Source organism: Pseudomonas sp. (assembly GCF_017744435.1).
GTDB lineage: Bacteria > Pseudomonadota > Gammaproteobacteria > Pseudomonadales > Pseudomonadaceae > Aquipseudomonas.
The window spans coordinates 158,128-183,180 of sequence record NZ_JAGIBG010000001.1; the positions used below are offsets into that span (position 1 = coordinate 158,128).

Here is a 25,053-nt window from a genome sequence, read left to right on the forward strand (position 1 = left end):
ATGACCCAAACCGCACCCCGCCCGCTGGACGGCATCACCGTCGTCAGCCTCGAACATGCCATCGCCGCGCCCTTCTGCACCCGCCAGCTGGCCGACCTGGGCGCCCGCGTAATCAAGGTCGAACGGCCCGGAAGCGGCGATTTTGCCCGTGGCTACGACCAGCGCGTCGACGGCCTGGCCTCGCACTTCGTGTGGACCAACCGCTCCAAGGAAAGCCTCACCCTCGACCTCAAGCAGCAGGCCGCCGACGGCATCCTCGACGCCCTGCTGGCCAAGGCCGACGTGCTCGTGCAAAACCTTGCACCCGGCGCCGCCGCACGCATGGGCCTGTCGTTCGACGCCTTGCACCAGCGCTTTCCGCGCCTGATCGTCTGCGACATTTCCGGCTATGGCGCTGGCGGCCCGTATGAAAAGAAGAAGGCCTACGACCTGCTGATCCAGAGCGAGGGCGGCTTCCTCTCGGTGACCGGCGGCCCCGGCGACGAGGAAATGGCCAAGGCCGGCTGCTCGATCGCCGACATCGCCGCTGGCATGTATGCCTATACCGGCGTGCTGTCGGCGCTGCTGCTGCGCGACAAGACCGGGCTGGGCAGCCGCATCGACGTGTCGATGCTGGAGAGCCTGGTGGAGTGGATGGGCTACCCGATGTACTACGCCTACAACGGCGCGCCGCCCCCACCGCGCGCGGGCGCCTCGCACTCGACCATCTATCCGTACGGGCCGTTCCCCACCGGTGGTTGCGGCACGATCATGCTCGGCCTGCAGAACGAACGGGAATGGGCGCTGTTCTGCGAAAAGGTACTGCTCGACCCGGCGCTGGCCAGCGACGACCGCTTCAGCGCCAACTTCAAGCGCTCGGAAAACCGCGAGGTGCTGCGCCAGATCATCGTCGAGCGCTTTGCCGCCCTGTCGCTCGACGAAGTGGTGGCGCGCCTGGAAGACGCCCAGATCGCCAACGCCCGGGTCAACGACATGCACGGCGTGTGGCAGCACCCGCAGCTGCAGGCCCGCGACAGCTGGCGTGAAGTCGACAGCCCGGCCGGCAAGTTGCCGTCGCTGCTGCCACCGGGGCGCAATGCCGCCTTCACCCCACGCATGGACGCCGTGCCGGCGCTGGGGCAGCACACCGCGGGCATCCTCGCTGAACTGGGCCTGAGCGCCGAACAGCGCGCCAGCCTGGCCGCAGGAGGCGTTGTATGAGCGTGGTGCGCTCTGCCCTGTTCGTGCCTGGCAGCCGGCCTGAACGTTTCGCCAAGGCCCTGGCGGCTGGTGCCGATGTGGTGATCGTCGACTTCGAGGATGCCGTCGAGGAGGCGCTGAAGCAGCAGGCCCGCGACAACCTGGCGGCGTTTCTGCAGGCCACGCCGCAGGCCTCGGTATGGGTGCGGATCAACGCGCCACAGCACCCGCAACACGCCACCGACCTGGCCTTCTGCGCGCAGCAGCCGGGGGTCGCCGGGCTGCTGTTGCCCAAGGTGGAGAACGCCACTCAGGTCGCGGTGGCCTGGCACGGCGGCAAGCCCGTGTGGCCAATCATCGAGAGTGCCAAGGGCCTGTTGGCATTGGCACAGATCGCTGTGGCAGAAGGCGTCGAGCGCTTGTCGTTCGGCAGCCTCGACCTGGCGCTGGACCTGGGCTTGAACACCGAAAGCGAGGCGGCCCGGCAGTTTCTCGACCAGGCGCGCATGGCGGTGCAGCTGCATTCGCGGGGGGCCGACCTGCTGCCACCGCTGGATGGGGTGTTTCCGGCCATCGCCGATGCCGAGGGGCTGCAGCGGGCCGTGCGGCATGCCTATGACATGGGGTATGGCGGGGCGTTGTGCATTCATCCGCAGCAGGTGGCAGTGATTCATGCCGCGCTGGCGCCCAGCGCCGAGGAACTGGTGTGGGCGCGGCGGGTGCTGGCGGCGAGCGAGGCGGCCAATGGCGCCGGGGCATTCCAGCTTGAGGGGCAGATGGTCGATGCGCCGGTGGTGTTGCGGGCGCAGCGGTTGCTGGCTGGGCATCTCGGCTGAACATTCCGGCCTCTTCGCGGGCACGCCCGCTCCCACAGGTACGGCGCATGCCTTGAGGCCTGCGGTAAACCTGTGGGAGCGGGCGCGCCCGCGAATGGGCCGGTACAAGTGACGGTGTTAAGCAAACCCGAACGCCGCCTTATACAAATGCTGATTCTCCACACGCAGCCCGTTGGTCCATCTTTACCCCACTCCTCCTACAACAATAAATCAGAGGTGACACCGATGTTGAAGCTGACCCAGGCGCTGTTCTGCGCCGCCGTAGTGTCCATCGCCGGCCTGGCCCAGGCCGCCGACCCGATTGTCATCAAGTTCGCTCACGTGGTGGCCGACAGCACGCCCAAGGGCCAGGGCGCGCTGATGTTCCAGAAGATGGTCGCCGCCGACCCGCAGCTCAAGGACAAGGTCAAGGTCGAGGTCTACCCCAACTCCTCGCTGTTCGGCGACGGCAAGGAAATGGAAGCCCTGCTGCTCGGTGACGTGCAGATGCTGGCGCCCTCGCTGGCCAAGTTCGAGCACTACAACAAGCAGGTGCAGATCTTCGACCTGCCGTTCCTGTTCAACGACCTGGCCGCCGTCGACCGCTTCCAGCAAGGCCCGCAAGGCAAGGCACTGCTGACCTCGATGGAGGACAAGGGCATCCGTGGCCTGGCCTACTGGCACAACGGCCTCAAGCAACTGTCGGCGAACAAGAAGGTGATCCTGCCCAAGGACGCCCGCGGCCTGAAGTACCGCGTGCAGGCCTCCAGCGTGCTTGAAGAGCAGTTCAAGGCGATCCGCGCCAACCCGCGCAAGATGAGCTTCGCCGAGGTCTACCAGGGCCTGCAGACCGGCACCGTCAACGGCACCGAGAACACCTGGTCGAACTACGAAAGCCAGAAGGTCAACGAGGTGCAGCCGTTCTTCACCGAGACCAACCACGGCCTGATCGACTACATGGTGATCACCAACGCCAAGTTCTGGAACAGCCTGCCTGAGGACGTGCGCGGCGAGCTGCAGACGATCATGGACGAGGTCACCGTCGAGGTGAACAAGCAGGCCGAAGCCCTCAACCAGACCTCCAGGCAGAAGATCATCGACGCCAAGACCAGCGAGATCGACGCGCTGACCGCCGAGCAGCGCGAGCAATGGCGCGAAGCCATGCGCCCGGTGTGGGAGAAGTTCTCCGAGCAGATCGGCGCCGACCTGATCAAGGCCGCCGACAACGCCAACAAGCCGTCCTGACCCCGCCTGTGCCCTGCCCCGGCCGCCTGTTGTGCAGGTGGCCCGCCCTCTCTCTGTCTGGAGAATCCTTATGCAATCGCTCAGGCGTGTCTGGGAGCACTTCGAGGAAGGCATGATCGCCTTCCTCCTGGCGGCCATGACCTTGGTGACCTTCATCTACGTGGCGCTGAACAACCTCTACACGATGTTCTACAGCCTCAGTGATCACTGGAGCTCTGCCAGCGACCTGCTGCTCGGCATCGGCGATCACCTGATGGCCTACGCCCAGGAAATGACCTGGAGCATCGCCCTGACCAAGGCGCTGTTCGGCTGGCTGATCTTCTTCGGTATCTCTTATGGCGTGCGCACCGCCGGCCACCTCGGCGTCGATGTGCTGGTGCGGCGCACGCCCAAGCCGGTGCAACGGCTGCTGGCGATGATCGCCTGCGCCTGCTGCCTGGCCTACGCCGGGCTGTTCCTGGTGGCCAGCATCAAGTGGGTGAGCGCGGTGCTGGTGGCCGGCATCGGTGCCGAAGACCTCGACCGCTACGGCATCAAGGTCGGCCATATCGCGCTGATCGTGCCGTTCGGTTTCGCCCTGGTGATCGTCCGCTACCTGGAAATCCTCTACCGCCTGTTCACCCACCGCCAGTACGGCCTGGGCCTGGCCGACGAGGCCGCCGAAGCCAGCAAGCTGGCCAACCCCGGTGAGGAGCACCACTGATGACGGTTATCTGCCTGTTCCTGCTCCTGTTCGTGTTCATGTTCCTCGGCGTGCCGATCGCCATCTCCCTGGGCCTGTCGGGGGCGCTGTCGATCCTGATGTTCAGCCAGGACTCGCTCAGCTCGCTGGCGATCAAGCTGTTCGAGACCTCCGACAGCTACACCTTCCTGGCCATCCCGTTCTTCCTGCTGTCGGGGGCGTTCATGACCACCGGTGGCGTGGCCCAGCGCCTGATCGACTTCGCCAACGCCTGTGTCGGACATATCCGTGGTGGCCTGGCGATTGCCGCGGTGCTGGCGTGCATGCTGTTCGCCGCGCTGTCGGGCTCGTCGCCGGCCACCGTGGCCGCCGTCGGCTCGATTGCCGTGGCCGGCATGGTGCGCTCCGGCTACCCACGCGAGTTCGGCGCCGGGATCATCTGCAACGCCGGCACCCTGGGCATCCTGATTCCGCCGTCGATCGTCATGGTGGTGTACTCGGCGGCCACCGAAACCTCGGTCGGCAAGCTGTTCATGGCCGGCGTGGTACCGGGCATCCTGCTCGGCGTGTTCCTGATGATCACCATCTACATCGTCGCCCGCATCAAGAAGCTGCCGGCCCAGCCACGGGCCAGCTTCGCCGAATGGCTGAGCACCGCCCGACGTGCGTTCTGGGGCCTGTTGCTGCTGGTGATCATCCTCGGCGGCATCTACAGCGGCATGTTCACCCCCACCGAAGCGGCGGCGGTGGCGGCGGTGTACTCGGCGTTCATCGCGCTGTTCGTGTACAAGGACATGCGCCTGCGTGACTGCCCGAAAGTGCTGCTGGAGTCGGGCCGGCTGACCATCATGCTGCTGTTCATCATCGCCAACGCCATGCTCTTCGCCCACGTGCTGACCACCGAGCAGATCCCCCAGCAGATCACCCAGTGGGTGATGTCCGAGGGCCTGACGCCGATCGGCTTCCTGATCATGGTCAACATCGTGCTGCTGGTGGCCGGCAGCTTCATGGAACCGTCGGCGATCATTCTGATCCTGGCGCCGATCTTCTTCCCGATCGCCATGAAGCTGGGCATCGACCCGATTCACCTGGGCATCGTGATGGTGGTGAACATGGAGATCGGCCTGGTGCACCCGCCAGTGGGGCTGAACCTGTTCGTCACCTCGGCGGTGACCGGGCTGACCCTGGGGCAGACGATTCGCGCGGCGCTGCCGTGGCTGTCGATCTTGCTGCTGTTCCTGGTGCTGGTGACCTATGTGCCGTTCATTTCGCTGGCGCTGCCGGAGTGGTTGGGTATGCCGTAGCCATCGACCTGAAATGCTGACCCTGTGGGAGCGGGCGTGCCCGCGAAGCAGGCACCGCGGTGTATGGCACCGGCTCTGCCGGTGTTCGCGGGCACGCCCGCTCCCACAGGGTTTGTGCAAGCTTCAAAGGCCGAGTCAGATCCCGCCGCCGGCCAGCAACTGGCTCATCACCCCGGCCAGATCCTTGACCATCACATCCGCTGTCGGCTTGTGCACGATGACGATCTCGTAGCTGTCCACTTCCGGCAACCCCTGGGCCTGCCCCAGCACCCGGTGCTCGCCGGTCGCCGCCCGCGGTGGCAGCAGGCTGATGCCCATGCCGTCGGCCACTGCCGCCTGGATGCCACTGAGGCTGGAACTGGTGAAGCTGATGCGCCAGCGCCGGCCCATGCCTTCGATGGCACTGATCATGTCCTCGCGGTAAAGCCCCCGTGGCGGGAAGGTCACGAGCGGAATCGGATCGAGCTCGAACGCCGGCAGGCGCGCACTGTCGATCCACTGCAGGCGCTCGGGCCAGCAGGCCACGCCCTCGCGGCTGTTGCGCCGCTGCTTGAGCAGCACCAAGTCGAGCTCGCCGTTGTCGTAGGCCTGGCTGAGGTCACGGCACAGGCCGCTGGTGACTTCCAGCTTGACCTGCGGGTGCAGGCGGCTGAATGCCGACAGCGCATTGGTGGTGCGCCCGCCGACGAAATCCTCGGGCACGCCCAGGCGCACGGTGACCCCGACCATGGCCCCGGCCAGGGCTTCGAGCATCTGGTCGTTCAGCGCCAGCATGTGCCGGGCATAACCGAGCAAGGTCTGGCCGGCGTCGGTCGGCAACACGTCGCGGTTGCCGCGCACCAGCAGGCGGTGGCCGACCATGTCTTCGAGGCGACGCACCTTCTGGCTGATGGTCGACTGGGTCGAGTGCAGGCGCGCGGCAGCCGTGGTGAAGCTGCCGCAATCGGCCACCACGACGATGGCGCGCAACAGGTCGAGGTCGAACAGGGCTCTATTCGATTTAGCGCTGATGGACATCTTGGTATTCAACTACTGAATGACAAGACTGACTTCTACCACGCCACTCCAGGCCCGGCAACGCACTAGTCGCCGAGCGCCACACCCTCGCGCCGCGGGTCGGCACCACCGGCCCAACCTTCGGCAGCGCGCTGGATGATCTGCATGCCGCTGGTCATGGTCATCGGCGTGACCTCGTGGCCCCAGGCAGCCAGCTGCCGGATCAGCGCCGGGCTGGCCAGCCCGGCCTCGACTTCGGTCCCGGCATTGCGGCTGCCGAAGTTGGGCAGGTTGGCCGCCTGTTGCGGGTCGAGATGCCAGTCCAGCAGGCCGATCAACGCCTTGTTCACGTAGCCGATGATCTGCGAGCCGCCGGGGGAGCCGAGGCTCGCCACCAGCTCGCCGGAGGCACGCGAGAACACCAGGGTTGGCGCCATCGCCGACAACGGCCGCTTGCCGGGCTGCACCCGGTTGGCCACCGGCTTGCCGTTTTCTGCGGGCAGGAACGAAAAGTCGGTCAGGTGGTTGTTCAGCAAAAAGCCGCCGACCATCAGGTGCGAACCGAATGCCGACTCCACCGACGTGGTCATGGCCAGGGCCTGGCCGCTGTCATCGACGGCAGACAGGTGCGAGGTGGAGATCCGCAGCGGTGAGCGGTCGGGCGCCAGGGCCAGGTTGGCACCCTGCGGGGTGCCCGGGCGGGCGTGCTTCATGCTGTACTCGCCGACCCGTTTGGCGCGTTCGGCGAGGTAGGCCGGGTCGAGCAACGACTTGACCGGTACCGGCACGTAGTCACTGTCGGCCAGGTACTGGGCGCGGTCGGCGTAGGCCAGGCGCTCGGCTTCGGCCACCAGGTGCACGGCCTGCGGTGCGGGTTCGAGCCCCGCCACGGAGGTCACCTGGCGTGGCGGCAGGTCGGCCAGGTCTCGCTGCGCCGAGTTGCGCTGCAGGGCGTCGAGAATGCCCAGTGTCTGCAACACCGTCACTCCACCGGACGACGGCGGTGGCATGCCGCAGATTTTCCAGGCCTTGTACGGGCCACAGACCGGTTCGCGCTCCTTGGCCTGGTAACGCTGCAAATCTTCGAGCGACAACTGCCCGGCATTGGCGTGGTGACGCACTTCGTCCACCATGGCCTGGGCAATCTCACCGCCATAGAAGGCATCGACGCCCTGCTGCGCAATGCGCTCGAAGGTCTGCGCGAGCGCCGGATTGCGCAGGATCGTGCCGACGGCCAGCGGCTTGCCCTGGTCATCCAGGAAGTACTTCGCCATGGCCGGCGAGCGGGCAATGAAGGGGTCGCCGGCAACTAGCGTGTGCAACCGTTCGGAAACCGCAAAACCATTACGCGCCAAGGCGATTGCCGGCGCGAACAAGTCCTTCCACGGCAGCTTGCCGTGCTGATCATGGGCCAGTTTCAGCGCCCGCAGCACGCCCGGCACCCCCACCGAGCGCCCGCCGATCTGCGCTGCGCGAAACGGCATGGGCGAACCATCCGCTTGCAGGAACAACGTTTCCGTCACCCCTGCCGGTGCCGCTTCGCGGCCGTCGAAGGCCTGCACGCGCTGGCCATCCCAGTACAGGATGAATGCCCCACCACCGATACCGCTGGATTGCGGTTCGACCAAGGTCAGCACCATCTGCATGGCAATCGCCGCATCGATAGCGCTGCCACCGGCACGCAGCATTGCCCGCCCGGCCTCGCTGGCCAGCGGGTTGGCGGCCGCCACCATGTGCCGGCTGGCGTGCACCGGCTGCAGGCCGCTGCGGTAGCCGGACTCCAGCTCCGGTGGCGTAGGCAGCATCTGGTCGGCCCAGGCACCGCCACTGGCCGCGGCCAGGCACAAGGTGGTGATCAGTGCAGTGGAAACTCTCATCGGCGTGCATCCTGCCTTTACCTATTAAGCGGGCCACTGTGGGTCATGCGCATTCTTAACTTCAAGCCCCGGGGTGATTTTTCTAGGATACGGGCAGGTCATTCAGGAGCCCTTGCCATGCGTTTATCCCTTGCCGCCCTGGCCCTCGCCCTTTGCACCAGCCTTGCCGCCCACGCCGAGACCACCGCCATGGACAAGCAGTTGCACAGCGCCGCCGCGCACAATGACGTCAACCGCCTGCATCACTTGCTCAAGCAGGGTGCCGGCCTGGACAGCCGCGATGGCCAGGGGCGCACCGCCTTGCTGGTGGCCACCCATGAGAACCAGGTCGCAGCAGCGAAAGCACTGATCGAGGCCGGTGCGGATGTGAACGCCAAGGACAACATCGACGACAGCCCCTACCTGTATGCCGGGGCGCGTGGCTTGAATGAAATTCTGCAGCTGACGCTGAGCCACGGTGCCGACCTCAAGAGCACCAACCGTTACGGCGGCACCGCGCTGATACCGGCGGCCGAGCGCGGGCATGTGGACACCGTGCAGATGCTGATCGATGCGGGGGTGGACGTGAATCACCTGAACCGCCTGCACTGGACCGCGCTGCTCGAAGCGGTGATCCTCGGCGATGGCGGGCCACGCCATGTGGAGATCGTGCGGCGCCTGCTGGCAGCGGGGGCGGATCGGCAGATTGCCGACAAGGATGGGGTGACCGCGCTGGCGCATGCGCGCCAGCGGGGGTATCAACAGATGGTGCAACTACTCAGCGACTGAGGCCTGCACAGCACCTGTGGGAGCGGGCGTGCCCGCGAAACAGACACCGCGGAGTCAGGCACCGGCTTCGCCGGTGTTCGCGGGCTAGCCCGCTCCCACAGGTTTCGCGTCGAACTCCAGACCTGGCGTCAGGCCACCTCTTCGTACGGCAACCCCACATAGTTCTCGGCAATGTTCACCAGCCCCGCCTTTGAGGTCAGGAAGTACTCGCGGTCAGCCTCCTGCATCTTCTGGTCCCAGGCATCCTTGTGCTCGCCGAAGTCATGCAGCAGCTGGGTCATGAACCAGCTGAAGCGCTCGCCCTTCCAGACCCGGCGCAGGGCCAGCGGCGAATACTGCTCCAGCAGGTCGGTACGCCCTTCGCGGTACACCTTGACCAGGATCCGGTACAGGTAGTTGACGTCGGAAGCCGCCAGGTTCAGGCCCTTGGCGCCGGTCGGCGGGACGATGTGCGCAGCATCACCGACCAGGAACAAGTGGCCGTACTGCATCGGCTCGACCACCAGGCTGCGCAGTGGCGCGATGCTCTTTTCCAGCGCGGGCCCTGTGACCAGTTGCTGCGCCACGTCTTCGGGCAGGCGCGCCTTGAGCTCGTTCCAGAAGCGCTCGTCGGACCAGTCTTCCACCCGCTCGTCCAGCGGCACCTGCAGGTAGTAGCGGCTGCGCGTCTGCGAGCGCTGGCTGCACAGCGAGAAACCCCGTTCGTGGTGGGCGTAGATCAGTTCGTGGTTCACCGGTGGGGTATCGGACAGCATGCCCAGCCAACCGAACGGGTAGACGCGCTCGTACTCCTTGAGCACACCTTCGGGGATGCTCTTGCGCGAGACGCCGTGGAAACCATCGCAGCCGGCGATGTAGTCGCAGTCCAGGCGGTGGGTCTGGCCGTCTTTTTCAAAGGTCACGTAGGGCCGTTCGCCCTTGAGCTCGTGCGGCTGCACGTTGCTGGCGCAGTAGATGATCGGCGCGCCACTGGCTTCGCGGGCCTGCATCAGGTCGCGGGTGACTTCGGTCTGGCCGTAGACCATTACCGTCTTGCCGCCGGTCAGGCCCTTCAGGTCCAGGCGCTGGCGACGGCCTGCAACCAGCAGTTCGACGCCCTCATGGACCAGCCCTTCACTGTCCATGCGCTCGGCGACGCCGGCTTCGCGCAGCAGGTCGACGGTGCCTTGCTCAAGCACCCCGGCGCGGATGCGGCCGAGTACGTATTCGGGGGTCTGGCGTTCGAGGATGACGGTGTCGATACCAGCCTTGTGCAGCAACTGGCCGAGCAGCAGGCCGGACGGACCGGCGCCGATGATTGCAACCTGAGTGTTCATTGTTTTTATCTCATCAAGAGGGTGTACCCTTGCATTTTTACTGGCAGTAACCGGCAAATAAGTGTGTTATCCGATGCAAAAAATGCACTTTTAAAAAAAACGTTCGATTAACGGACAGGCGATCACGACATGAGATCCTCCCTCCCCGGCGTTCCGCTGTTCCAGTTGTATGGCGAAAACCAGCACTGGCCCGGCACCGACCTGCTGCATTGCGAGTCGATCCCGGCCCGCAGCCGCCTGCACCATTGGGAGATCAAGCCGCATCAACACGCCGAGCTGTTTCAGCTGCTGTATGTGCAGCGCGGCAAGGCCGAGGTGGAAATCGAAGGCGTGCGCAGCAGCATTCTCGAGGCCGCGATACAAGTGGTGCCGCCCCTGACCGTGCATGGCTTTCGCTTCAGCGCCGATATCCAGGGCCATGTGCTGACCTTCGGCACCGCGCTGGTAGCCGACCTCGAACAGCGCCTGGGCGCGCCGCTGGGCGTGCTGGCGAAAGCGGCGTGTTACCCGCTGGGCAAGGACCGCATCCAGCTGCGTGGCCTGATCGAAACCTTGCAGCAGGAATACCAGGGCAACGCCCCCGCGCGGGCGGCCATGCTCGAAGCGCTGGTGACCGCGCTGATGGTGTGGATCAGCCGCCGCCAGCAACTGGGGCAGGCCCCTCGCAACCGCGACGAGCGTGACCGGCAGTTGCTCGGCCAGTACCTGCGGCTGGTCGAGGCGCATTACCGCGAACACCTGTCGGTGGAGGACTTCGCCGCCCGCCTGAACATCCCCAGCCTGCAGCTCAACCAGCTGTGCCGGGCGCTGAGCGGGCAGACCGCGTTGCAGGTGATCCACCAGCGCCTGCTGCTGGAGGCACGGCGCAACCTCATCTATACGCGCATGAGCATCGGCCAGCTGTCGGACAGCCTGGGCTTCAGCGACCCGACCTACTTCGCCCGCTTCTTCAAGCGCCTGAGCGGGCAGACGCCCAATGGCTACCGGCACGCAGTGCAGCCCGACTGATCTGCTTGGCCGGTACCGGCCTCTTCGCGGGCACGCCCGCTCCCACAGGTACGGCGCTGTCTTCAAGGCAAGTGAAATCCCTGTGGGAGCGGGCATGCCCGCGAAAGGGCCATCAGCACCACCACACCTGCTTGACGTATACGTCAACCTGCCCTCAGGATACTGGCATACCCCACGCCGAGCCCGAGCATGAGCAGCCAGACCTACAGCATCTCCGACCTCTCCCGCGAACTGGACATCACCACCCGCGCCATCCGCTTCTATGAGGAACAGGGCCTGCTGAGCCCCGAACGGCGTGGGCTGGAACGCATCTATTCGGCCCGTGACAAAGTCAGCCTGAAGCTCATCCTGCGCGGCAAGCGCATTGGCTTCTCGCTGGCCGAATGCCGTGAGCTGATCGAGCTGTACGACCCCAGCAGCGGCAACCTCAAGCAGCTGCACAGCATGCTGGCGAAGATCGCCGAGCGTCGCGCCCAGCTGGAGCAGCAAATGCTCGACATCCACCAGATGCAGCTTGAGCTGGACACCGCCCAGGAGCGCTGCGAACAAGCCCTGGCTGCCACCCTGAACAACAACGACAAACGCTGACAGGAACCCCACCATGCCCATGCCCGCAACAGTCCGCCTGGTCGAAGTCGGCCCCCGCGACGGCCTGCAGAACGAAGCCCAGCCCATCAGCGTCGCCGACAAGGTGCGCCTGGTCGACGACCTGACCGACGCCGGGCTGAGCTACATCGAGGTCGGCAGCTTCGTTTCGCCCAAGTGGGTGCCACAGATGGCCGGCTCCGCCGAAGTGTTCGCCGGCATCCGCCAGCGTGCCGGTGTTACCTATGCCGCGCTGGCACCCAACCTGCGCGGTTTCGAAGACGCCCTGGCAGCCGGGGTAAAGGAAGTGGCGGTGTTCGCCGCCGCTTCCGAAGCCTTCTCCCAGCGCAACATCAACTGCTCGATCAGCGAAAGCCTGCAGCGCTTCGAACCGATCATGGAGGCCGCCCGCAGCCATGGCGTGCGGGTGCGCGGTTACGTGTCCTGTGTGCTGGGTTGCCCTTATGAAGGCAAGGTCAGCGCCGAGCAGGTAGCACCGGTGGCCAGGGCCTTGCACGACATGGGCTGCTACGAGGTATCGCTGGGTGACACCATCGGCACCGGCACGGCCGGTGACACCCGTCGGCTGTTCGAAGTGGTGTCGGCCGTGGTGCCCCGCGAGCAGCTGGCCGGCCATTTCCACGACACCTATGGCCAGGCCCTGGCCAACGTGTATGCCAGCCTGCTCGAAGGCATCAGCGTGTTCGACAGCTCGGTCGCCGGCCTGGGCGGCTGCCCTTATGCCAAGGGCGCTACCGGCAACATCGCCACCGAGGATGTGCTGTACCTGCTGCAGGGGCTGGGTATCGAAACCGGTATCGACCTCGACCGGCTGATCGCCGCCGGGCAGCGCATCAGTGCTGTGCTGGGCCGGGCCAACGGTTCGCGGGTGGCACGTGCGCGCAGTGCACAATGAGTTTCATACAGGTGTCACATGAGTGTGGGTGAGTGTTACCGCCCCCACAGTTTTCAGCAAAAAATCGGGTAACAGGGAAACAAATCGACAGATTTTCAGGTCGCCCGATTTCGCCAAATCCAGTCAAGCTATTGATTTTAAAGGATTTTCAAAAGTTGGCACGGCACCTGCTATATGTTTGGTACAACAACAAGAAAAACGCGATAACCAATAAAAACAACATGTAACGGCTCTGACATAACAAGAACAACACGGCAGAGACGCAGCAAGCAGATTTTTTTGGAGTCGACAGGCTTTTCAGGGGTTCGCCCCGCGGACTGACACAGAACAATAAAACTACCTGAAGGTAGCGGCAGTCAGGCTCGGATCCACAGGATGAAAGCAGGTCAGCGCTCAAAAAAATACGTTTGCTCTTGACCCCGGATGGGGGTCGCACGCGACACCAAGGCCAGCCTACAAAAACAATAAAAGGCGGCCTCAATAATAAAAAAAGAGCAGGCAACAACGCTTTGAGGGGAGCTTCGGCTCCCCTCAGTGCTTCCTGCCCTCCTCCTCTTTCTGCTTCCCCTCGTCCTGCCCCTCGACCTTCTCCACCACCAGCGGCATCGTGCCCAACACCAACAGCGCCAGCACCGTGCTGATCAGCGCCGTGGCTTCTCGCCCCATGCCCGCAGCAGTACCGATGGCAGCCGTCATCCACAACCCCGCAGCGGTGGTCAGGCCTTTGACGTGGCTGGTGTCCTGGCCGTTACCTTTGAGAATCGTCCCCGCACCGAGAAAGCCGATACCGGCGACGATACCCTGGATCACCCGGCTCAAGGCCTGCTCATCGGCACCGGCCATGCTTGGTGCCAGCACGAACAGCGCCGCGCCCAGCGATACCAGCATGTGCGTGCGCAGCCCGGCGGACTTGCCCCGGTGTTCGCGCTCGAAACCCAGTACCGCGCCGAGCAAGGCCGCCATCAGCAGACGTACGAGAATCCGCACGACCTCGCGCTCATCGGTGATGTCGGCGAACTCGGACTGGATAGTTTGCCAGATGAATTCCATGAGTCGGGTACCGGGCTGAAGAGATGTTGTGTCTGTGCCGGCCCCTTCGCGGGCACGCCCGCTCCCACAGGTATTGTGCAGCTCTTTGTGGGAGCGGGCGCGCCCGCGAAGAGGCCGGCACAGGCGCCTAAGAAAGTTGACCCTTGCACACCCCGCAAAGTGCCCACCCGGCACCCCGATGCAGCAACCGTTCACCGCCCGCGGTCATAACCTGTAACCGCCCCCGGAGGACCCGACCATGCCCATCGAGATCGAAGAAAGCACCCAACGCTGCACCCTCATCGGCGACAAACTGCGCATCGAAGGCAAAGGCCAGGAAGTCGAGATCATCACCGACGAACAGCTGCACATGTCGGTAGCCATCCTCGCCGGCGAGCGCTTCCCGATCACCGAGGCCGAAGCCGACGCGCTGACCGTGATCGGTGCGGTAGATAGTCGCAGACACCTGAAGGCCAGCACGCCAGGCTCCGTGATCTAAGCCTTCGGCAACATTTGGCGGCAATCTGATACGGTTTTTATCGACCAACCTGAGCCTGTGCTGAAAACAGTTCGGGGGCCATAGTGCTCGTGCCTGATCGAGGCCGTAAGAGCACCGACGCCATGACCGAACGAATCCATGCCATCCAGATTGCCAGCAATGGCATCCACACCCGCAGCTTCAGCGGCCTGTACCGCACGCTGCGTATTGCCTTCGCCGGCGCGCTGTTCGTGCTGTTCTTCGGCACCGCCTGGCTCGACTGGAACGGTCGCCAGGCCGTGCTGTGGGACCTGGCCGACAGCAAGTTCCACATCTTCGGCGCCACCTTCTGGCCGCAGGACTTCATCCTGCTTTCGGCCTTGCTGATCATCTGTGCCTTCGGCCTGTTCGCCATCACCGTCTACGCCGGCCGGGTGTGGTGCGGCTACAGCTGCCCGCAAAGCACCTGGACCTGGCTGTTCATGTGGTGCGAGAAGGTCACCGAAGGCGACCGCAACCAGCGCATCAAGCTTGCCGCCGCACCGTGGAGCCTGAACAAACTGGCCCGGCGCACGCTCAAGCACAGTCTGTGGCTGGCCATCGGCGTACTCACCGGGCTGACCTTCGTCGGTTACTTCACGCCGATCCGCCCACTGGCCCAAGAACTGTTCACCTTGCAACTGGGCGGCGTGGCGCTGTTCTGGGTGCTGTTCTTCACCGCTGCCACCTACCTCAATGCCGGCTGGCTGCGTGAAGCGGTGTGCCTGCACATGTGCCCTTATGCACGCTTCCAGAGCGTGATGTTCGACAAGGACACCCTGGCCGTGGCCTACGACCCGCGCCGCGGCGAATCCCGCGGCCCGCGCAAGAAAGGCAGTGACGCCCGCGCCCAGGGCCTGGGTGACTGCATCGACTGCACCCTGTGCGTGCAGGTCTGCCCCACCGGCATCGATATCCGCGACGGCCTGCAGATGGCCTGCATCGGTTGCGCCGCCTGTATCGATGCCTGCGACAACGTCATGGACAAGATGGGTTACCCCCGCGGCCTGATCGGCTACAAGTCCGAACACAGCCTGCAAGGCGGCACCACCCATTGGCTGCGCCCGCGCCTGCTGGGTTATGCCGCCGCCCTGGTGCTGATGGTCGGTGCCCTGGTGGTGGCCCTGCAACTGCGCCCGATGGTGTCGCTGGACGTGATCAAGGACCGTGGCCTGTTCCGCGAGAACGCCCAAGGCCAGATCGAGAACATCTACCTGCTCAAGGTCATCAACAAGACCGCGCAGCCCCAGCGTTACCACCTGCGCCTGCTCGATGCCGAGGGCTTCGAACTGCACGGCAACACCGAATTCAGCATCCCGGCCGGGGAAATGAGCGAGCTGCCGGTGTCGGTGGCGCTGCTGGCCGAGCGCCCGGCCAGCAGCTCGCAGGAACTGGCCTTCGAAATCCGCGACAGCGACCAGCCCGCCGTGCGCAGCGTGGCCCGCAGCCGCTTCGTGGCGCCACTGAACCGCTGATCCCTTACACTGCTTATTCACCTTGCCTGCCGAGCCCCCATGAAACGCTACGAACGCTTCGCCGACGACATTGCCGAACTGATCCGCTCCGGGGTGCTCGGCCCAGGCCAGCGCGTGCCGTCGGTACGCTATGCCAGCCAGACCCACGGCGTCAGCCCCTCCACGGTGTTCCAGGCCTACTACCTGCTCGAACGCCGCGGGCTGATCCGCGCACGACCGCGCTCGGGCTACTTCGTCAACGCCCACGCCCCCCGCCAGTTCAGCGAACCCCAGGCGCTGGAGCCCGTGAGCGAGTCGACCGAGGTCGATGTCAGCGGCCTGGTGTTCTCCATCCTCGACTCGATCAAGGACCCGAGCACCGTGCCGTTCGGCTCGGCCTTCCCCAGCCCTGAGCTGTTCCCGCTGCAGCGCCTGTCGCGCTCGCTGGCCAGTGCCAGCCGGGCCATGGACCCGCGCATGGTGGTCACCGACCTGTCGCCGGGCAACCCGCAATTGCGCCGGCAGATTGCCCTGCGCTACATGGTCGGTGGGCTGATGCTGCCGATGGAAGAACTGCTGATCACCAATGGCGCGCTGGAAGCCCTGAACCTGTGCCTGCAGGCGGTCACCGAGCCCGGCGACCTGGTAGCCATCGAGGCGCCGGCCTTCTATGCCTGCCTTCAGGTGCTGGAGCGGCTCAAGCTCAAGGCCGTGGAGATCCCGGTGCACCCGCGCGAAGGCATGGACCTGGCGGTGCTGGCCCAGACCCTGGAAAAGCACCCGGTCAAGGCCGTGTGGTGCATGACCAACTTCCAGAACCCGGTGGGCGCGAGCATGCCCGAGGCGAAGAAACAGGCCCTGGTCGAGCTGCTGCGCCGCCACCAGGTGCCGTTGATCGAAGACGATGTCTACGCCGAACTGTACTACGCGCAACAGGCCCCGAAACCGGCCAAGGCCTTCGACACCCAAGGCCTGGTGATGCACTGCGGCTCGTTCGCCAAGAGCCTGGCACCGGGTTATCGCATCGGCTGGGTGGCCGCCGGGCGCTTCGCGCAGAAGATCGAGCGGCTGAAACTGATGACCTCGCTGTGCGCCTCGATGCCGGCCCAGGCGGCCATCGCCGACTACCTGCAGCACGGCGGCTACGACCGTCACCTGCGCAAGTTGCGCTACGCCCTGGAAGGTCAGCAGGCCAACATGCTGGCAGCCATCGCCCGCCATTTCCCGGCGCAGACCCGTGTCAGCCAGCCCTCCGGCGGTTACTTCCTGTGGCTGGAACTGCCCGAACAGATGGACGCCCTGAAACTGTTCCACATGGCCCTGGCCCAGGGCATCAGCATTGCACCGGGGCCGATCTTTTCGCCGACCCGGCGCTTCGGCAACTGCATTCGCCTGAACTACGGCACACCGTGGAACGAGGCTGCCGAGCGTGCCATGGAAACCCTGGGGCGCATCATCCGCTCCTTCTGAAGGAAGGCCTGAAGAAGTGCGGCTATAGTTGGGCGACCCACACGCTGGATCGCCGCAATGTTGCCTGATGATTCGACGCCTTCCACACAACAACTGCAGCAGCGCATCAACCAGGCCCAGGCCAACAGCAAGCTGCTGGGCGAACTGGTCGACCACAGCCAGGCCAACGTGTTCGCCGCCGATCGCAACTTCCGCCTGCTGGCGATCAACCGCACCGCGCAGGAAACCTTCAAGCGCCTACGTGGCTTCGTACCGCAGGTGGGTGACTACGTTCCGCAGTTCATTGCCAACCAGCCCGACATCATGAAATGGCTGGAGCCGGTGTGGCCGCGCGTGCTGGCCGGCGAGGCGTTCACCGACACCATCGCCCTCGGCCCACCCGACGCCCTGCGCCATTACGAAATCAGCTACAACACATTGCGCGACGCGCAGCAGCGGATTCAGGGCGGTTACCTGTTCGCCTACGACATCAGCGAGCGGGTCGCCGAACAGGAGCGCGTGCGCAAGATCGAAGAGGCCCTGCGCCAATCGCAGAAGATGGAAGCGGTCGGCCAATTGACCGGCGGTATCGCCCACGACTTCAACAACCTGCTCGGCGGTATCTTCGGTGCCCTGGAAATAGCCGAACAGCGCCAGGCCGAACAGCGCTACCAAGACACCACCCGGTTGCTTGGCATCGCCCGGCACAACGTGCAACGGGCCTCTGCGCTGGTACAGCGCCTGCTGGCCTTCTCGCGTCAACAGACGCTGATGCCCCAGGCCGTGGACGTGCAGCAACTGGTGGCCGGCATGCACGAGCTGATTGCCAGTTCGCTCGATGCGCGCATCACCTTCATTGACCAGACCCAGAGTGGCCAGTGGCTGGTGCAGATCGATCAGCTCCAACTGGAAAGCGCGCTGCTCAACCTGTGCATCAATGCCCGCGACGCCATGCCGCTGGGGGGAACATTGCGTATCGCCAGTGAGAACACCCAACTCGATGAGCTGCAGGCACGCGCGCTGGACCTGACCGGCGGCGCCTACCTGCACCTCAGCGTCTGCGACAACGGCATTGGCATGCCTGCCGATGTGCTGCAAAGGGCATGCGAACCCTTCTTTACCACCAAGCCACTGGGCCAGGGCTCAGGGCTTGGGTTGTCGATCGTGTATGGGTTCGTGCGCCAGTCCGGTGGGCAGTTGCGCATCGCCAGCGAACCGGGGCAAGGGGCCTGCATCCACCTCTACCTGCCACGGGCCTCCTGCGACGCTGCCGGGCACGCGTGCGCGCAACCACAGACGCCAAGCCAACAGCCCCACGCAGCGCCACAGGTGGTCATGCTGGTGGAAGACCAGGACACCCTGCGGCTGCTGATCTGCGAGGTACTCGAGGACCAAGGGCACCTTGTGCATGCCTTCAGCGATGGCCGCTGCGCACTGGAAGCGCTGCAGGCAGGCTTGCACCCGGACATGCTGATCACCGATATCGGCCTGCCGGGCGGCATCGATGGCTACCAGGTAGCAGCAGCCTGCCAGAAACTCCCCGGCACCGTCGCGGTGCTGTACATCACCGGCTATGCCAGCAACCGGGTCGACGTCAGCCCTGGCAGGCACTGCGCCGTGCTGTACAAGCCGTTCGAATTGGCGGCCCTCAACCAGCACGTCGTTCGATTGCTGGAAAATCGGCGCTTGCCGCTGTAGCCCGCTATGCGCTCACAGTGCGGACAGGTAAAGTCTGTCCCTTCTTTTCTGTCGGACGTCGCCATGCCCCACCGCGACCTGCTTGCCCTGCGTCAGGAAATCGAAACCCTGCGCCAGCGTAACGCGCAGCTGGAAACCCAGCTGCAGCAACACGCCGATCAGGACCTGAACGTCTATCGATTTCTGTTCGACACCATGGACGAAGGCTTCTGCATCATCGAGTTCTTCGACGGCCCCCATGGCCCGCTCAGCGATTACGTGCATGTCCTCGCCAACGCCGCCTACGCCAAGCATGCCGGCATCCCCAACGTGGTCGGGCAGAAGCTGCGCGAGATGGTGCCCGACGAGGCGGACGACTGGGTCGCCCGCTACGGTGCGGTTTTGCGCACTGGCGAGCCGCTGCAGTTCGAACAGGAGCTGGTCGCCACGGGCCATGTGCTGTCGGTGACCACCTTCCGCGTGGAGCCGGCAGAGCGCCGCCAGGTTGCGGTGCTGTTCAAGGACGTTACCGAGCGGCGCAAGGCCGAGCTGGCCCTGCAGCAGCTCAACGAAGCGCTTGAGCAGCGGGTCAGCGCAGCCCTGGCCGAGCGCCGCCTGTTTGCCGAACTGGTCGACGATAGCGTGGTCAACGTGCATGTGGTCGATACGAACCTGCGCTGGCTGGCCGTCAACCGCCAGGCCAAGCATGACTTCCATGCCTTGTACGGCCGCACGCCCGAAATCGGTGAGTACCTGCCGGCATTCATAGACGGCCACCCAGCGGACCGTGAGCTGATAATGCCGATGTGGCAACGGGCGCTGGCAGGCGAACAGTTCATCGAGATCGGTGCGTTCGGGCCTCGCCATTACGAGTTGCGTTTCAACGCCTTGCGCGACCAGGACGACAAGGTGCAAGGCGCCTATCTGTTTGCCTATGACATCACCGAGCGGGTCCAGGAACAACAACGCCTGGCCAAGGCCGAGCAGGCGCTGCGCCAGGCGCAGAAGATGGAGGCCGTGGGTCAGCTCAGCGGCGGCATCGCCCACGACTTCAACAACCTGCTGGGCGGCATCATCAATGCTCAGGAACTGATGCAGCAGCGCCTTGGCCAGCAGCGCTACGCAGAGCTGGAACCGCTGCTGGAACTGTCCAGCGGCTCGGCGCAACGGGCTTCATCGCTGGTGCACCGGCTGCTGGCCTTCTCCCGCCAGCAGACGCTGCAGCCGTGCTCGACCGAGGTCTCGGCACTGGTCAACGGCATGGAAGAGCTGATACGCCGCAGCATCGGCCCGTCGATTGCCTTGCGCAGCCGCTTCGTCGCCCGGCTGTGGCCCACTTTCATCGACCCACCGCAACTGGAAAGCGCCCTGCTCAACCTGTGCATCAACGCACGCGACGCCATGCCGGGCGGTGGCACCATCGATATCCTCGGCGACAACCTCACGCTCGACAGCGAGCAGGCGCGCCCGCTCGAACTGGCCGCCGGGGACTATGTGTGCCTGAGCGTGGCCGATACCGGGTGTGGCATGAGCGCCGCCGTGGCGGCCCGGGCCATCGACCCGTTCTTTTCCACCAAGCCCATGGGCCAGGGCACCGGCCTGGGGTTATCGATGACCTACGGTTTCGTGCGCCAGTCAGGCGGCCAGCTGCGTTTGCACTCCACGCCTGGCGAGGGCACGCGGGTCGAGCTTTACCTGCCGCGCCACCACCAACAGCCTGTTGCGGCCCCCCAGCCGTCTGCCCGCAAGGCGTTGGCCGGCAGCTCGGGCGGGCAACGCATCGTGCTGGTGGAGGACCAGGCAGCGCTGCGCCTGGTGGTCGGCGAGGTGCTGGAAGAACTGGGCTACCAGGTCGAGGCCTTCGAGAATGGCCCTGCCGCGCTGGCGCACCTGCAGCAGTGCGAGCAACCGGACCTGCTGCTGAGCGATATCGGCCTGCCCGACGGCCCCAATGGCCGCCAGGTGGCGGAGCGTTGCCGGCAACTGTACCCGGACCTGAAAGTGCTGTTCATTACCGGCTACGACGAAAGTGCGGCGCTCAGCGACGGCCAGTTGCTGCAGGGCACCAGCGTGCTGACCAAGCCATTCGAGCTCGAGGCTCTGGCCGAACGGGTCCGTCAGCTGCTTGCGGATGAGTTGCCCTGACGGGCAGCCTTCAGCGTCCGCCGCCCAGGTCGATGAAGCTGCCGGTGGAGTACGAGGCCTTGTCCGACAGCAGCCAGAGGATCGCCTCGGCCACTTCCTCGGCACGGCCGCCGCGGCCCATGGGCAGGCCGGGTTCGAGCTTGGCCACGCGGTCCGGGTCACCGGACAGGGCATGGAAACCGGTATGGATGTAACCCGGCCGCACGCCGTTGACCCGCACGCCCTCGCCCGCCACTTCCTTGGCCAGGCCGAGGGTGAAGGTATCCAGTGCGCCTTTGGAAGCGGCGTAGTCGACGTACTCGTTGGGTGACCCCAGGCGCGCCGCGACCGAAGACACATTGACGATCGCGCCACCCTGTCCGCCGTGGCGGCGGGCCATGCGCAGCAATGCATGTTTGGCGCAGAGCATGGGGCCGACGACGTTGGTCTTCATCACCTTGAGCAGGCGGAACTCGGACATGTCTTCGACGCGGCTTTGCTGGCCGATGGTGCCGGCGTTGTTGACCAGTGCGGTCACCGGGCCAAGCTCCTGGTCGACGCGGTGGAACAGCTGGATCACCTCGTCTTCGACACTGGCATCGGCACGCACGGTGATGGCTTCGGCGCCCAGCGCACGGACCTGGGCGAGGATGCGCTCGGCGGCCTGGTCGTCAGTGTGGTAGTTGATGCAGATGCGGTAGCCCTCACGGGCGGCCTGCAGGGCGGTGGCGGCACCGATGCCACGGCTGGCACCGGTGATGACGATGACTTTCTCCATGGGACTGCCGATCGTTTGGGATGGAAGGCTCGACAATAGGGGAAAAGACATCGCATTGGAATGACCCGCCTCAACCCAGCCATGGATACGCTCTTGCTTTTGCTCTTGCTTTTGCTCTTGCTCTTGCTTTTGCTCTTGCTTTTGCTCTTGCTCTTGCTTTTGCTTTTTCTTTTAAGCGCGGTAGTCCAGACGACGCTGAGTGCGACTTCAGGACGCCTGCGTTCGGCCTCCTGAAGTCGCATTCTGCGTCGACTGAACTATCGCGCGCTTAGAAGCAAAAGCAGAGCAGGAGCAGGAGCAGGAGCAGGAAGTTGCGTGGCTGATTCGGCTGACGATGCCAGCGCTTTCTTCACGCAATCGCCTCGATCAACGCCAGTATGTCGGCCCGGCTGACCGTGGTCTTGCTCAGGGCATTGTGGATGGTGAAGCCTTCGATCAGCGCATCCAGCGCCCGCGCGGTCTTTTCGTCGAAGTGAATCTGCAGGGCCTGACGCGACCGGGCCATCCAGTCATCCATCACGTAGGTGTACTCGGGATTGCGCGAAACGAAGGTGTACAACTCGAAGATCAGCAGCATCTGCCCCGAGGCCTTCCACAGGTCACCGCAGATCAGGTCGGCAACCAGTTCGCGGGCGTGCGCCGTATCACGGGCCTCGCCGAGCTGGCGGAAGTACTGGTCGGCGATGCCGTTGCTCATCTTCACGAAGGCCGCCGCGACGATCTCGTTGATGTTGGCGAAGTGGTAGGTCATGGTCCCCGGCGAAACCCCGGCCTCGGCGGCGATGCGCCGGTAAGTCGCGCAGCCTGCACCTTCCTGGCGGATGACCTGCAACGCGGCATCGATGATCAGCGCCTTGCTGTCTGCGGTGGTGAGGTCGTGCTTCTTCGGTCTTGGCATGCTCGGCTCGCTGCGGTGAGTGCCGGCGAGGATAGCAAGGTTGGGCATGGGGCAAAAATCAAAAAAGGCGCCCCGACCGGGGCGCCAAACCATCCACCTTTAACCAAAGGAGCTTGAGCGCTTCCAAAGGTGAATTCACAGCACCGACAGCGGGTACTCGACGATCAGCCGCACTTCGTCCAGGTCCGACTCGAACGCCGTGGCCCGGGTGGTCGCCTGGCGCACCCGCAATGACAGGTCCTTGGCCGCGCCGCTCTGCACCACATACTTGACCTCGACATCCCGCTCCCAGCGCTTCTGGTCGGTCAACGGGTTGCCGTCTGCGTCGCGGCGCATGTAGAAGGCGTTGGCGTTGGAGTAGTCGGCATCGGTACCTTTTGCGTAACGGGTCATGAACGACAACCCCGGCACCCCATAGGCCGCCATGTCCAGGTCATAACGCAGCATCCACGAGCGCTCCTTGGGCGAGTTGAAGTCGCTGTACTGGATCGAGTTGTCGAGGAAGATCGAATCGGACTGGCGCAGGTAGTCGAAGTCATCGTCACCGTTGTTGCGCTGGTGGCTCAGCGCCACGGTATGCGCGCCGAAGCGCACCCCTGCTTTTGCGCTCCAGATAGCGTTGTCGAATTCGCCCAGGCGCTGTCGGCCTTCATCGACGGCCTTGTAGTAGTTGAGGCCGCCGATCAGGGCGAGGTCTTCACCGAGCGGCCAGCTGGCACTGGTACCGGCGTAGTACTGGTTCCACACATCCTTGAGCCGGCTGCTGAACAGGCTGACACTGATGTGTTCGTTGAGGTTGTAATCGCCACCGCCATAGGCGATCCAGGGCGAGTCCACCGGGCCGCCGTAGAAGGTCACGAAGTTCTCGCGCAGGTCGCTGGAGACCGGCTGGCTCATCGCGTGCAGGCGGCCGGCCTGCAGGGTCAGGTCCTTGAGGCTGGTGTTCGCCACGGTCACGCCGCGAAAGCTCTCCGGCAACAGGCGCGAATCGCCCGCGGCCACCACCGGGTTGGCCGGGAACACATCACCCACTTTCAGCACGGTATCGAACAGTCGCACCTTGGCGGCACCGCCCAGCTTGGTGTACTCGTCACGCGCCTGGCCGTCGTGGTCCACCGGCAGCACATCGAACGAACTGCGCCCGCCGTTGCGCCCAGCGCCGGTGTCCAGCTTGAGGCCGAGCATGGCGAAGGCGTCCAGGCCGAAACCCACCGTGCCTTGGGTGAAACCGGATTCGTAGCGGGCGATGATGGCGTGCGCCCAGGCTTCGGAATAACCACTGCTGGCCGGCTTGCTACCGTTGTACACCGGGGCTGGCCCGTCGCGGTTGTCGCGGTTGAAGTAGAAGTTGCGGTTGAGCACGTTGAGCGTGCTGCCCTCGATAAAACCTTCGGCTGCTTCTTCGGCGGCGCTTGCCGGTGCACTGACGCCAGACAGCGCCAGGCATGCAGCCAGGGACAGGGGTGCGGTTCGGGTCATCCGAAGCTCCTTGGGGGACGTTTTTTGTTATGTCGGCGGAGTCGGAGAGTGAGGCTTGGCGGATAACGCCAAGGTGATCGCAGCATTACAATCGTGTCATGGGCGCGCAGCGCCTCTAGCGCGGCTTTTGCAACATCCTGTTGGTAATTCCTACATCCAGCAGTGAACCTGCTTACAAAAATGCGGTCTGTCCCTGACGGTCAATTCACCGACCGGTTCGCCGGCCCCGTCGCTGATCTACAGTTACCGGGCCTATTTTTCCTGTTGCAGCGAAGACCCAACATGCCCGAATCCCGCCCAGCCTCTCTTGCCCTCCCTGCCCTGCGCGGCAGCCTGCTCGCCGCCCTCGTGGCTCTTGCCGTCCCCGCGCATGCCGAAGAGCCGGCCAGCGATGCGCGCTGGGTCAGCGACAGCCTGAGCACCTATGTGCGCAGTGGCCCGACGGATGGCCACCGCATCGTCGGCACGCTCAAGTCCGGGCAGAAACTCACCCTGGTCGGCAGCCAGGGCAACTACAGCCAGGTGCGTGGGCAGAATGGCGACCTGGTGTGGATCCTCACCAACGACCTGCAGTCGGTACCGGGCCAGAACGAGCGCCTGCCGCAACTCGACGCCCAGGTGGCGGAGCTGTCCGGGCAACTCAAGACCATCGATGACAGCTGGAAGAACCGCGTGCAGGGCATGCAGGAAACCCTCGACTCGCGCAAGAAGCTGATCGATGAACTGGAAGCCCGCAACCAGGCGCTCAACGAACAGCTCGACCAGAGCCAGTCGAGCCTGCGCGATACCCAGGCACGCCTGGGCGACGAGAACAAGCAGGTGATGATGCGTTACATGGTGTATGGCGGCAGCATTGCCGGTGCCGGCCTGCTGGCGGGGCTGATCCTGCCGGCGCTGACCCGCGGCCGGAAGAAGAACGACCGCTGGTTCTGACCCTTGGCAGTTGCCGCCCATCGC

The 25,053-nt window shown here is 64.7% G+C and carries 22 protein-coding genes; 15 read left to right on the forward strand and 7 right to left on the reverse strand.

The features are described 5' to 3' along the window. The 5 genes from J7573_RS00745 (at position 1) to dctM (ending at position 5,225) form a co-directional block, all read left to right on the forward strand. Positions 1-1,200 (forward strand): CaiB/BaiF CoA-transferase family protein, encoded by a 1,200-nt coding sequence (locus J7573_RS00745; RefSeq protein ID WP_294323744.1) that lies wholly within the window; start codon positions 1-3, stop codon positions 1,198-1,200. Beyond that, the gene (locus J7573_RS00750; protein WP_294323747.1) at positions 1,197-2,015 is read left to right on the forward strand and encodes a CoA ester lyase; all 819 of its coding nucleotides are present in this window, start codon (positions 1,197-1,199) and stop codon (positions 2,013-2,015) included. The genes J7573_RS00745 and J7573_RS00750 overlap by 4 nt, the downstream gene beginning before the upstream one ends. Positions 2,016-2,240: 225 nt before the next feature. Next, entirely contained in the window at positions 2,241-3,239 is a 999-nt protein-coding gene (locus J7573_RS00755; RefSeq protein WP_294323749.1) for a TRAP transporter substrate-binding protein, read from the forward strand. A 70-nt stretch (positions 3,240-3,309) separates the two neighbouring features. Continuing rightward, positions 3,310-3,942, forward strand: coding sequence for a TRAP transporter small permease (locus J7573_RS00760; RefSeq protein WP_294323752.1), 633 nt, complete (start codon positions 3,310-3,312; stop codon positions 3,940-3,942). After that, positions 3,942-5,225, forward strand: a complete 1,284-nt coding sequence (gene dctM, locus J7573_RS00765; RefSeq protein WP_254485094.1) for a C4-dicarboxylate TRAP transporter large permease protein DctM — start codon at positions 3,942-3,944, stop codon at positions 5,223-5,225. Before J7573_RS00760 ends, dctM begins: the two co-directional genes overlap by 1 nt. 135 nt (positions 5,226-5,360) lie before the next feature. Here the strand turns inward: dctM and J7573_RS00770 are convergent, their stop codons facing one another. Together J7573_RS00770 and ggt are read right to left on the reverse strand one after the other, a co-directional pair. Then, positions 5,361-6,242 (reverse strand): LysR substrate-binding domain-containing protein, encoded by an 882-nt coding sequence (locus tag J7573_RS00770; RefSeq protein WP_294323761.1) that lies wholly within the window; start codon positions 6,240-6,242, stop codon positions 5,361-5,363. Between the two features lie 65 nt (positions 6,243-6,307). Next, positions 6,308-8,098, reverse strand: a complete 1,791-nt coding sequence (ggt, locus tag J7573_RS00775) for a gamma-glutamyltransferase (RefSeq protein WP_294323762.1) — start codon at positions 8,096-8,098, stop codon at positions 6,308-6,310. Positions 8,099-8,215: 117 nt separating this feature from the next. On the opposite strand from ggt, the gene J7573_RS00780 reads away from it, so the two are divergent. Further along, on the forward strand, positions 8,216-8,866 hold the full coding sequence (locus tag J7573_RS00780; protein ID WP_294323765.1) for an ankyrin repeat domain-containing protein: 651 nt from the start codon (positions 8,216-8,218) through the stop codon (positions 8,864-8,866). Between the two features lie 128 nt (positions 8,867-8,994). Here J7573_RS00780 and pobA read toward each other — a convergent pair whose 3' ends face one another. Beyond that, positions 8,995-10,182: a 4-hydroxybenzoate 3-monooxygenase gene (pobA, locus tag J7573_RS00785; protein ID WP_294323767.1), complete on the reverse strand. Its 1,188-nt coding sequence runs from the start codon at positions 10,180-10,182 to the stop codon at positions 8,995-8,997. A 129-nt stretch (positions 10,183-10,311) separates the two neighbouring features. Between pobA and J7573_RS00790 the strand changes: the two genes are divergently transcribed. The 3 genes from J7573_RS00790 to J7573_RS00800 all read left to right on the forward strand — a co-directional run bounded on the left by J7573_RS00790 (position 10,312) and on the right by J7573_RS00800 (position 12,691). Beyond that, on the forward strand, positions 10,312-11,190 hold the full coding sequence (locus J7573_RS00790) for a helix-turn-helix domain-containing protein (protein WP_294323769.1): 879 nt from the start codon (positions 10,312-10,314) through the stop codon (positions 11,188-11,190). 189 nt (positions 11,191-11,379) lie between these two features. Further along, positions 11,380-11,778 (forward strand): MerR family DNA-binding transcriptional regulator, encoded by a 399-nt coding sequence (locus tag J7573_RS00795; RefSeq protein WP_060513138.1) that lies wholly within the window; start codon positions 11,380-11,382, stop codon positions 11,776-11,778. 13 nt (positions 11,779-11,791) lie between these two features. After that, entirely contained in the window at positions 11,792-12,691 is a 900-nt protein-coding gene (locus tag J7573_RS00800) for a hydroxymethylglutaryl-CoA lyase (protein ID WP_294323781.1), read from the forward strand. Positions 12,692-13,222: 531 nt separating this feature from the next. Here J7573_RS00800 and J7573_RS00805 read toward each other — a convergent pair. Further along, the gene (locus J7573_RS00805; RefSeq protein WP_294323784.1) at positions 13,223-13,741 is read right to left on the reverse strand and encodes an MgtC/SapB family protein; all 519 of its coding nucleotides are present in this window, start codon (positions 13,739-13,741) and stop codon (positions 13,223-13,225) included. A 238-nt stretch (positions 13,742-13,979) separates the two neighbouring features. Here J7573_RS00805 and J7573_RS00810 point away from each other — a divergent pair, with 238 nt between their 5' ends. The 5 genes from J7573_RS00810 (at position 13,980) to J7573_RS00830 (ending at position 20,962) form a co-directional block, all read left to right on the forward strand. Then, entirely contained in the window at positions 13,980-14,219 is a 240-nt protein-coding gene (locus tag J7573_RS00810; protein ID WP_159411086.1) for a DUF3203 family protein, read from the forward strand. Positions 14,220-14,341: 122 nt separating this feature from the next. Then, entirely contained in the window at positions 14,342-15,712 is a 1,371-nt protein-coding gene (gene ccoG, locus J7573_RS00815) for a cytochrome c oxidase accessory protein CcoG (RefSeq protein WP_294323793.1), read from the forward strand. Positions 15,713-15,751: 39 nt separating this feature from the next. Beyond that, a complete protein-coding gene (gene mapR, locus J7573_RS00820) occupies positions 15,752-17,161 on the forward strand; it encodes a GntR family transcriptional regulator MpaR (RefSeq protein ID WP_294323796.1) in 1,410 nt (469 codons plus the stop codon). A gap of 57 nt (positions 17,162-17,218) precedes the next feature. Further along, the gene (locus tag J7573_RS00825; protein ID WP_294323799.1) at positions 17,219-18,838 is read left to right on the forward strand and encodes a PAS domain-containing sensor histidine kinase; all 1,620 of its coding nucleotides are present in this window, start codon (positions 17,219-17,221) and stop codon (positions 18,836-18,838) included. Positions 18,839-18,901: 63 nt separating this feature from the next. Further along, entirely contained in the window at positions 18,902-20,962 is a 2,061-nt protein-coding gene (locus J7573_RS00830; RefSeq protein WP_294323800.1) for a PAS domain-containing protein, read from the forward strand. Between the two features lie 10 nt (positions 20,963-20,972). Here the strand turns inward: J7573_RS00830 and J7573_RS00835 are convergent, their stop codons facing one another. The 3 genes from J7573_RS00835 to J7573_RS00845 form a co-directional block, all read right to left on the reverse strand. Continuing rightward, positions 20,973-21,719 (reverse strand): SDR family oxidoreductase, encoded by a 747-nt coding sequence (locus tag J7573_RS00835; RefSeq protein WP_294323804.1) that lies wholly within the window; start codon positions 21,717-21,719, stop codon positions 20,973-20,975. 349 nt (positions 21,720-22,068) lie between these two features. Further along, a complete protein-coding gene (locus J7573_RS00840; RefSeq protein WP_294323806.1) occupies positions 22,069-22,665 on the reverse strand; it encodes a TetR family transcriptional regulator in 597 nt (198 codons plus the stop codon). An 87-nt stretch (positions 22,666-22,752) separates the two neighbouring features. Next, the gene (locus J7573_RS00845; RefSeq protein ID WP_294323809.1) at positions 22,753-24,096 is read right to left on the reverse strand and encodes an OprD family porin; all 1,344 of its coding nucleotides are present in this window, start codon (positions 24,094-24,096) and stop codon (positions 22,753-22,755) included. A 282-nt stretch (positions 24,097-24,378) separates the two neighbouring features. Between J7573_RS00845 and J7573_RS00850 the strand changes: the two genes are divergently transcribed. Beyond that, the gene (locus tag J7573_RS00850; protein WP_294323811.1) at positions 24,379-25,029 is read left to right on the forward strand and encodes a TIGR04211 family SH3 domain-containing protein; all 651 of its coding nucleotides are present in this window, start codon (positions 24,379-24,381) and stop codon (positions 25,027-25,029) included. The last annotated feature ends 24 nt before the right edge of the window (positions 25,030-25,053 follow it).

What these genes read in the sequence shown, in the direction of transcription:
- J7573_RS00745 (WP_294323744.1), top strand. Translation starts at nt 1, where the DNA reads ATGACCCAAACCGCACCCCGCCCGCTGGACGGCATCACCGTCGTCAGC.
- J7573_RS00750 (WP_294323747.1), top strand. Translation starts at nt 1,197, where the DNA reads ATGAGCGTGGTGCGCTCTGCCCTGTTCGTGCCTGGCAGCCGGCCTGAA.
- J7573_RS00755 (WP_294323749.1), top strand. Translation starts at nt 2,241, where the DNA reads ATGTTGAAGCTGACCCAGGCGCTGTTCTGCGCCGCCGTAGTGTCCATC.
- J7573_RS00760 (WP_294323752.1), top strand. Translation starts at nt 3,310, where the DNA reads ATGCAATCGCTCAGGCGTGTCTGGGAGCACTTCGAGGAAGGCATGATC.
- dctM (WP_254485094.1), top strand. Translation starts at nt 3,942, where the DNA reads ATGACGGTTATCTGCCTGTTCCTGCTCCTGTTCGTGTTCATGTTCCTC.
- J7573_RS00770 (WP_294323761.1), bottom strand. Translation starts at nt 6,242, where the DNA reads ATGTCCATCAGCGCTAAATCGAATAGAGCCCTGTTCGACCTCGACCTG.
- ggt (WP_294323762.1), bottom strand. Translation starts at nt 8,098, where the DNA reads ATGAGAGTTTCCACTGCACTGATCACCACCTTGTGCCTGGCCGCGGCC.
- J7573_RS00780 (WP_294323765.1), top strand. Translation starts at nt 8,216, where the DNA reads ATGCGTTTATCCCTTGCCGCCCTGGCCCTCGCCCTTTGCACCAGCCTT.
- pobA (WP_294323767.1), bottom strand. Translation starts at nt 10,182, where the DNA reads ATGAACACTCAGGTTGCAATCATCGGCGCCGGTCCGTCCGGCCTGCTG.
- J7573_RS00790 (WP_294323769.1), top strand. Translation starts at nt 10,312, where the DNA reads ATGAGATCCTCCCTCCCCGGCGTTCCGCTGTTCCAGTTGTATGGCGAA.
- J7573_RS00795 (WP_060513138.1), top strand. Translation starts at nt 11,380, where the DNA reads ATGAGCAGCCAGACCTACAGCATCTCCGACCTCTCCCGCGAACTGGAC.
- J7573_RS00800 (WP_294323781.1), top strand. Translation starts at nt 11,792, where the DNA reads ATGCCCATGCCCGCAACAGTCCGCCTGGTCGAAGTCGGCCCCCGCGAC.
- J7573_RS00805 (WP_294323784.1), bottom strand. Translation starts at nt 13,741, where the DNA reads ATGGAATTCATCTGGCAAACTATCCAGTCCGAGTTCGCCGACATCACC.
- J7573_RS00810 (WP_159411086.1), top strand. Translation starts at nt 13,980, where the DNA reads ATGCCCATCGAGATCGAAGAAAGCACCCAACGCTGCACCCTCATCGGC.
- ccoG (WP_294323793.1), top strand. Translation starts at nt 14,342, where the DNA reads ATGACCGAACGAATCCATGCCATCCAGATTGCCAGCAATGGCATCCAC.
- mapR (WP_294323796.1), top strand. Translation starts at nt 15,752, where the DNA reads ATGAAACGCTACGAACGCTTCGCCGACGACATTGCCGAACTGATCCGC.
- J7573_RS00825 (WP_294323799.1), top strand. Translation starts at nt 17,219, where the DNA reads ATGTTGCCTGATGATTCGACGCCTTCCACACAACAACTGCAGCAGCGC.
- J7573_RS00830 (WP_294323800.1), top strand. Translation starts at nt 18,902, where the DNA reads ATGCCCCACCGCGACCTGCTTGCCCTGCGTCAGGAAATCGAAACCCTG.
- J7573_RS00835 (WP_294323804.1), bottom strand. Translation starts at nt 21,719, where the DNA reads ATGGAGAAAGTCATCGTCATCACCGGTGCCAGCCGTGGCATCGGTGCC.
- J7573_RS00840 (WP_294323806.1), bottom strand. Translation starts at nt 22,665, where the DNA reads ATGCCCAACCTTGCTATCCTCGCCGGCACTCACCGCAGCGAGCCGAGC.
- J7573_RS00845 (WP_294323809.1), bottom strand. Translation starts at nt 24,096, where the DNA reads ATGACCCGAACCGCACCCCTGTCCCTGGCTGCATGCCTGGCGCTGTCT.
- J7573_RS00850 (WP_294323811.1), top strand. Translation starts at nt 24,379, where the DNA reads ATGCCCGAATCCCGCCCAGCCTCTCTTGCCCTCCCTGCCCTGCGCGGC.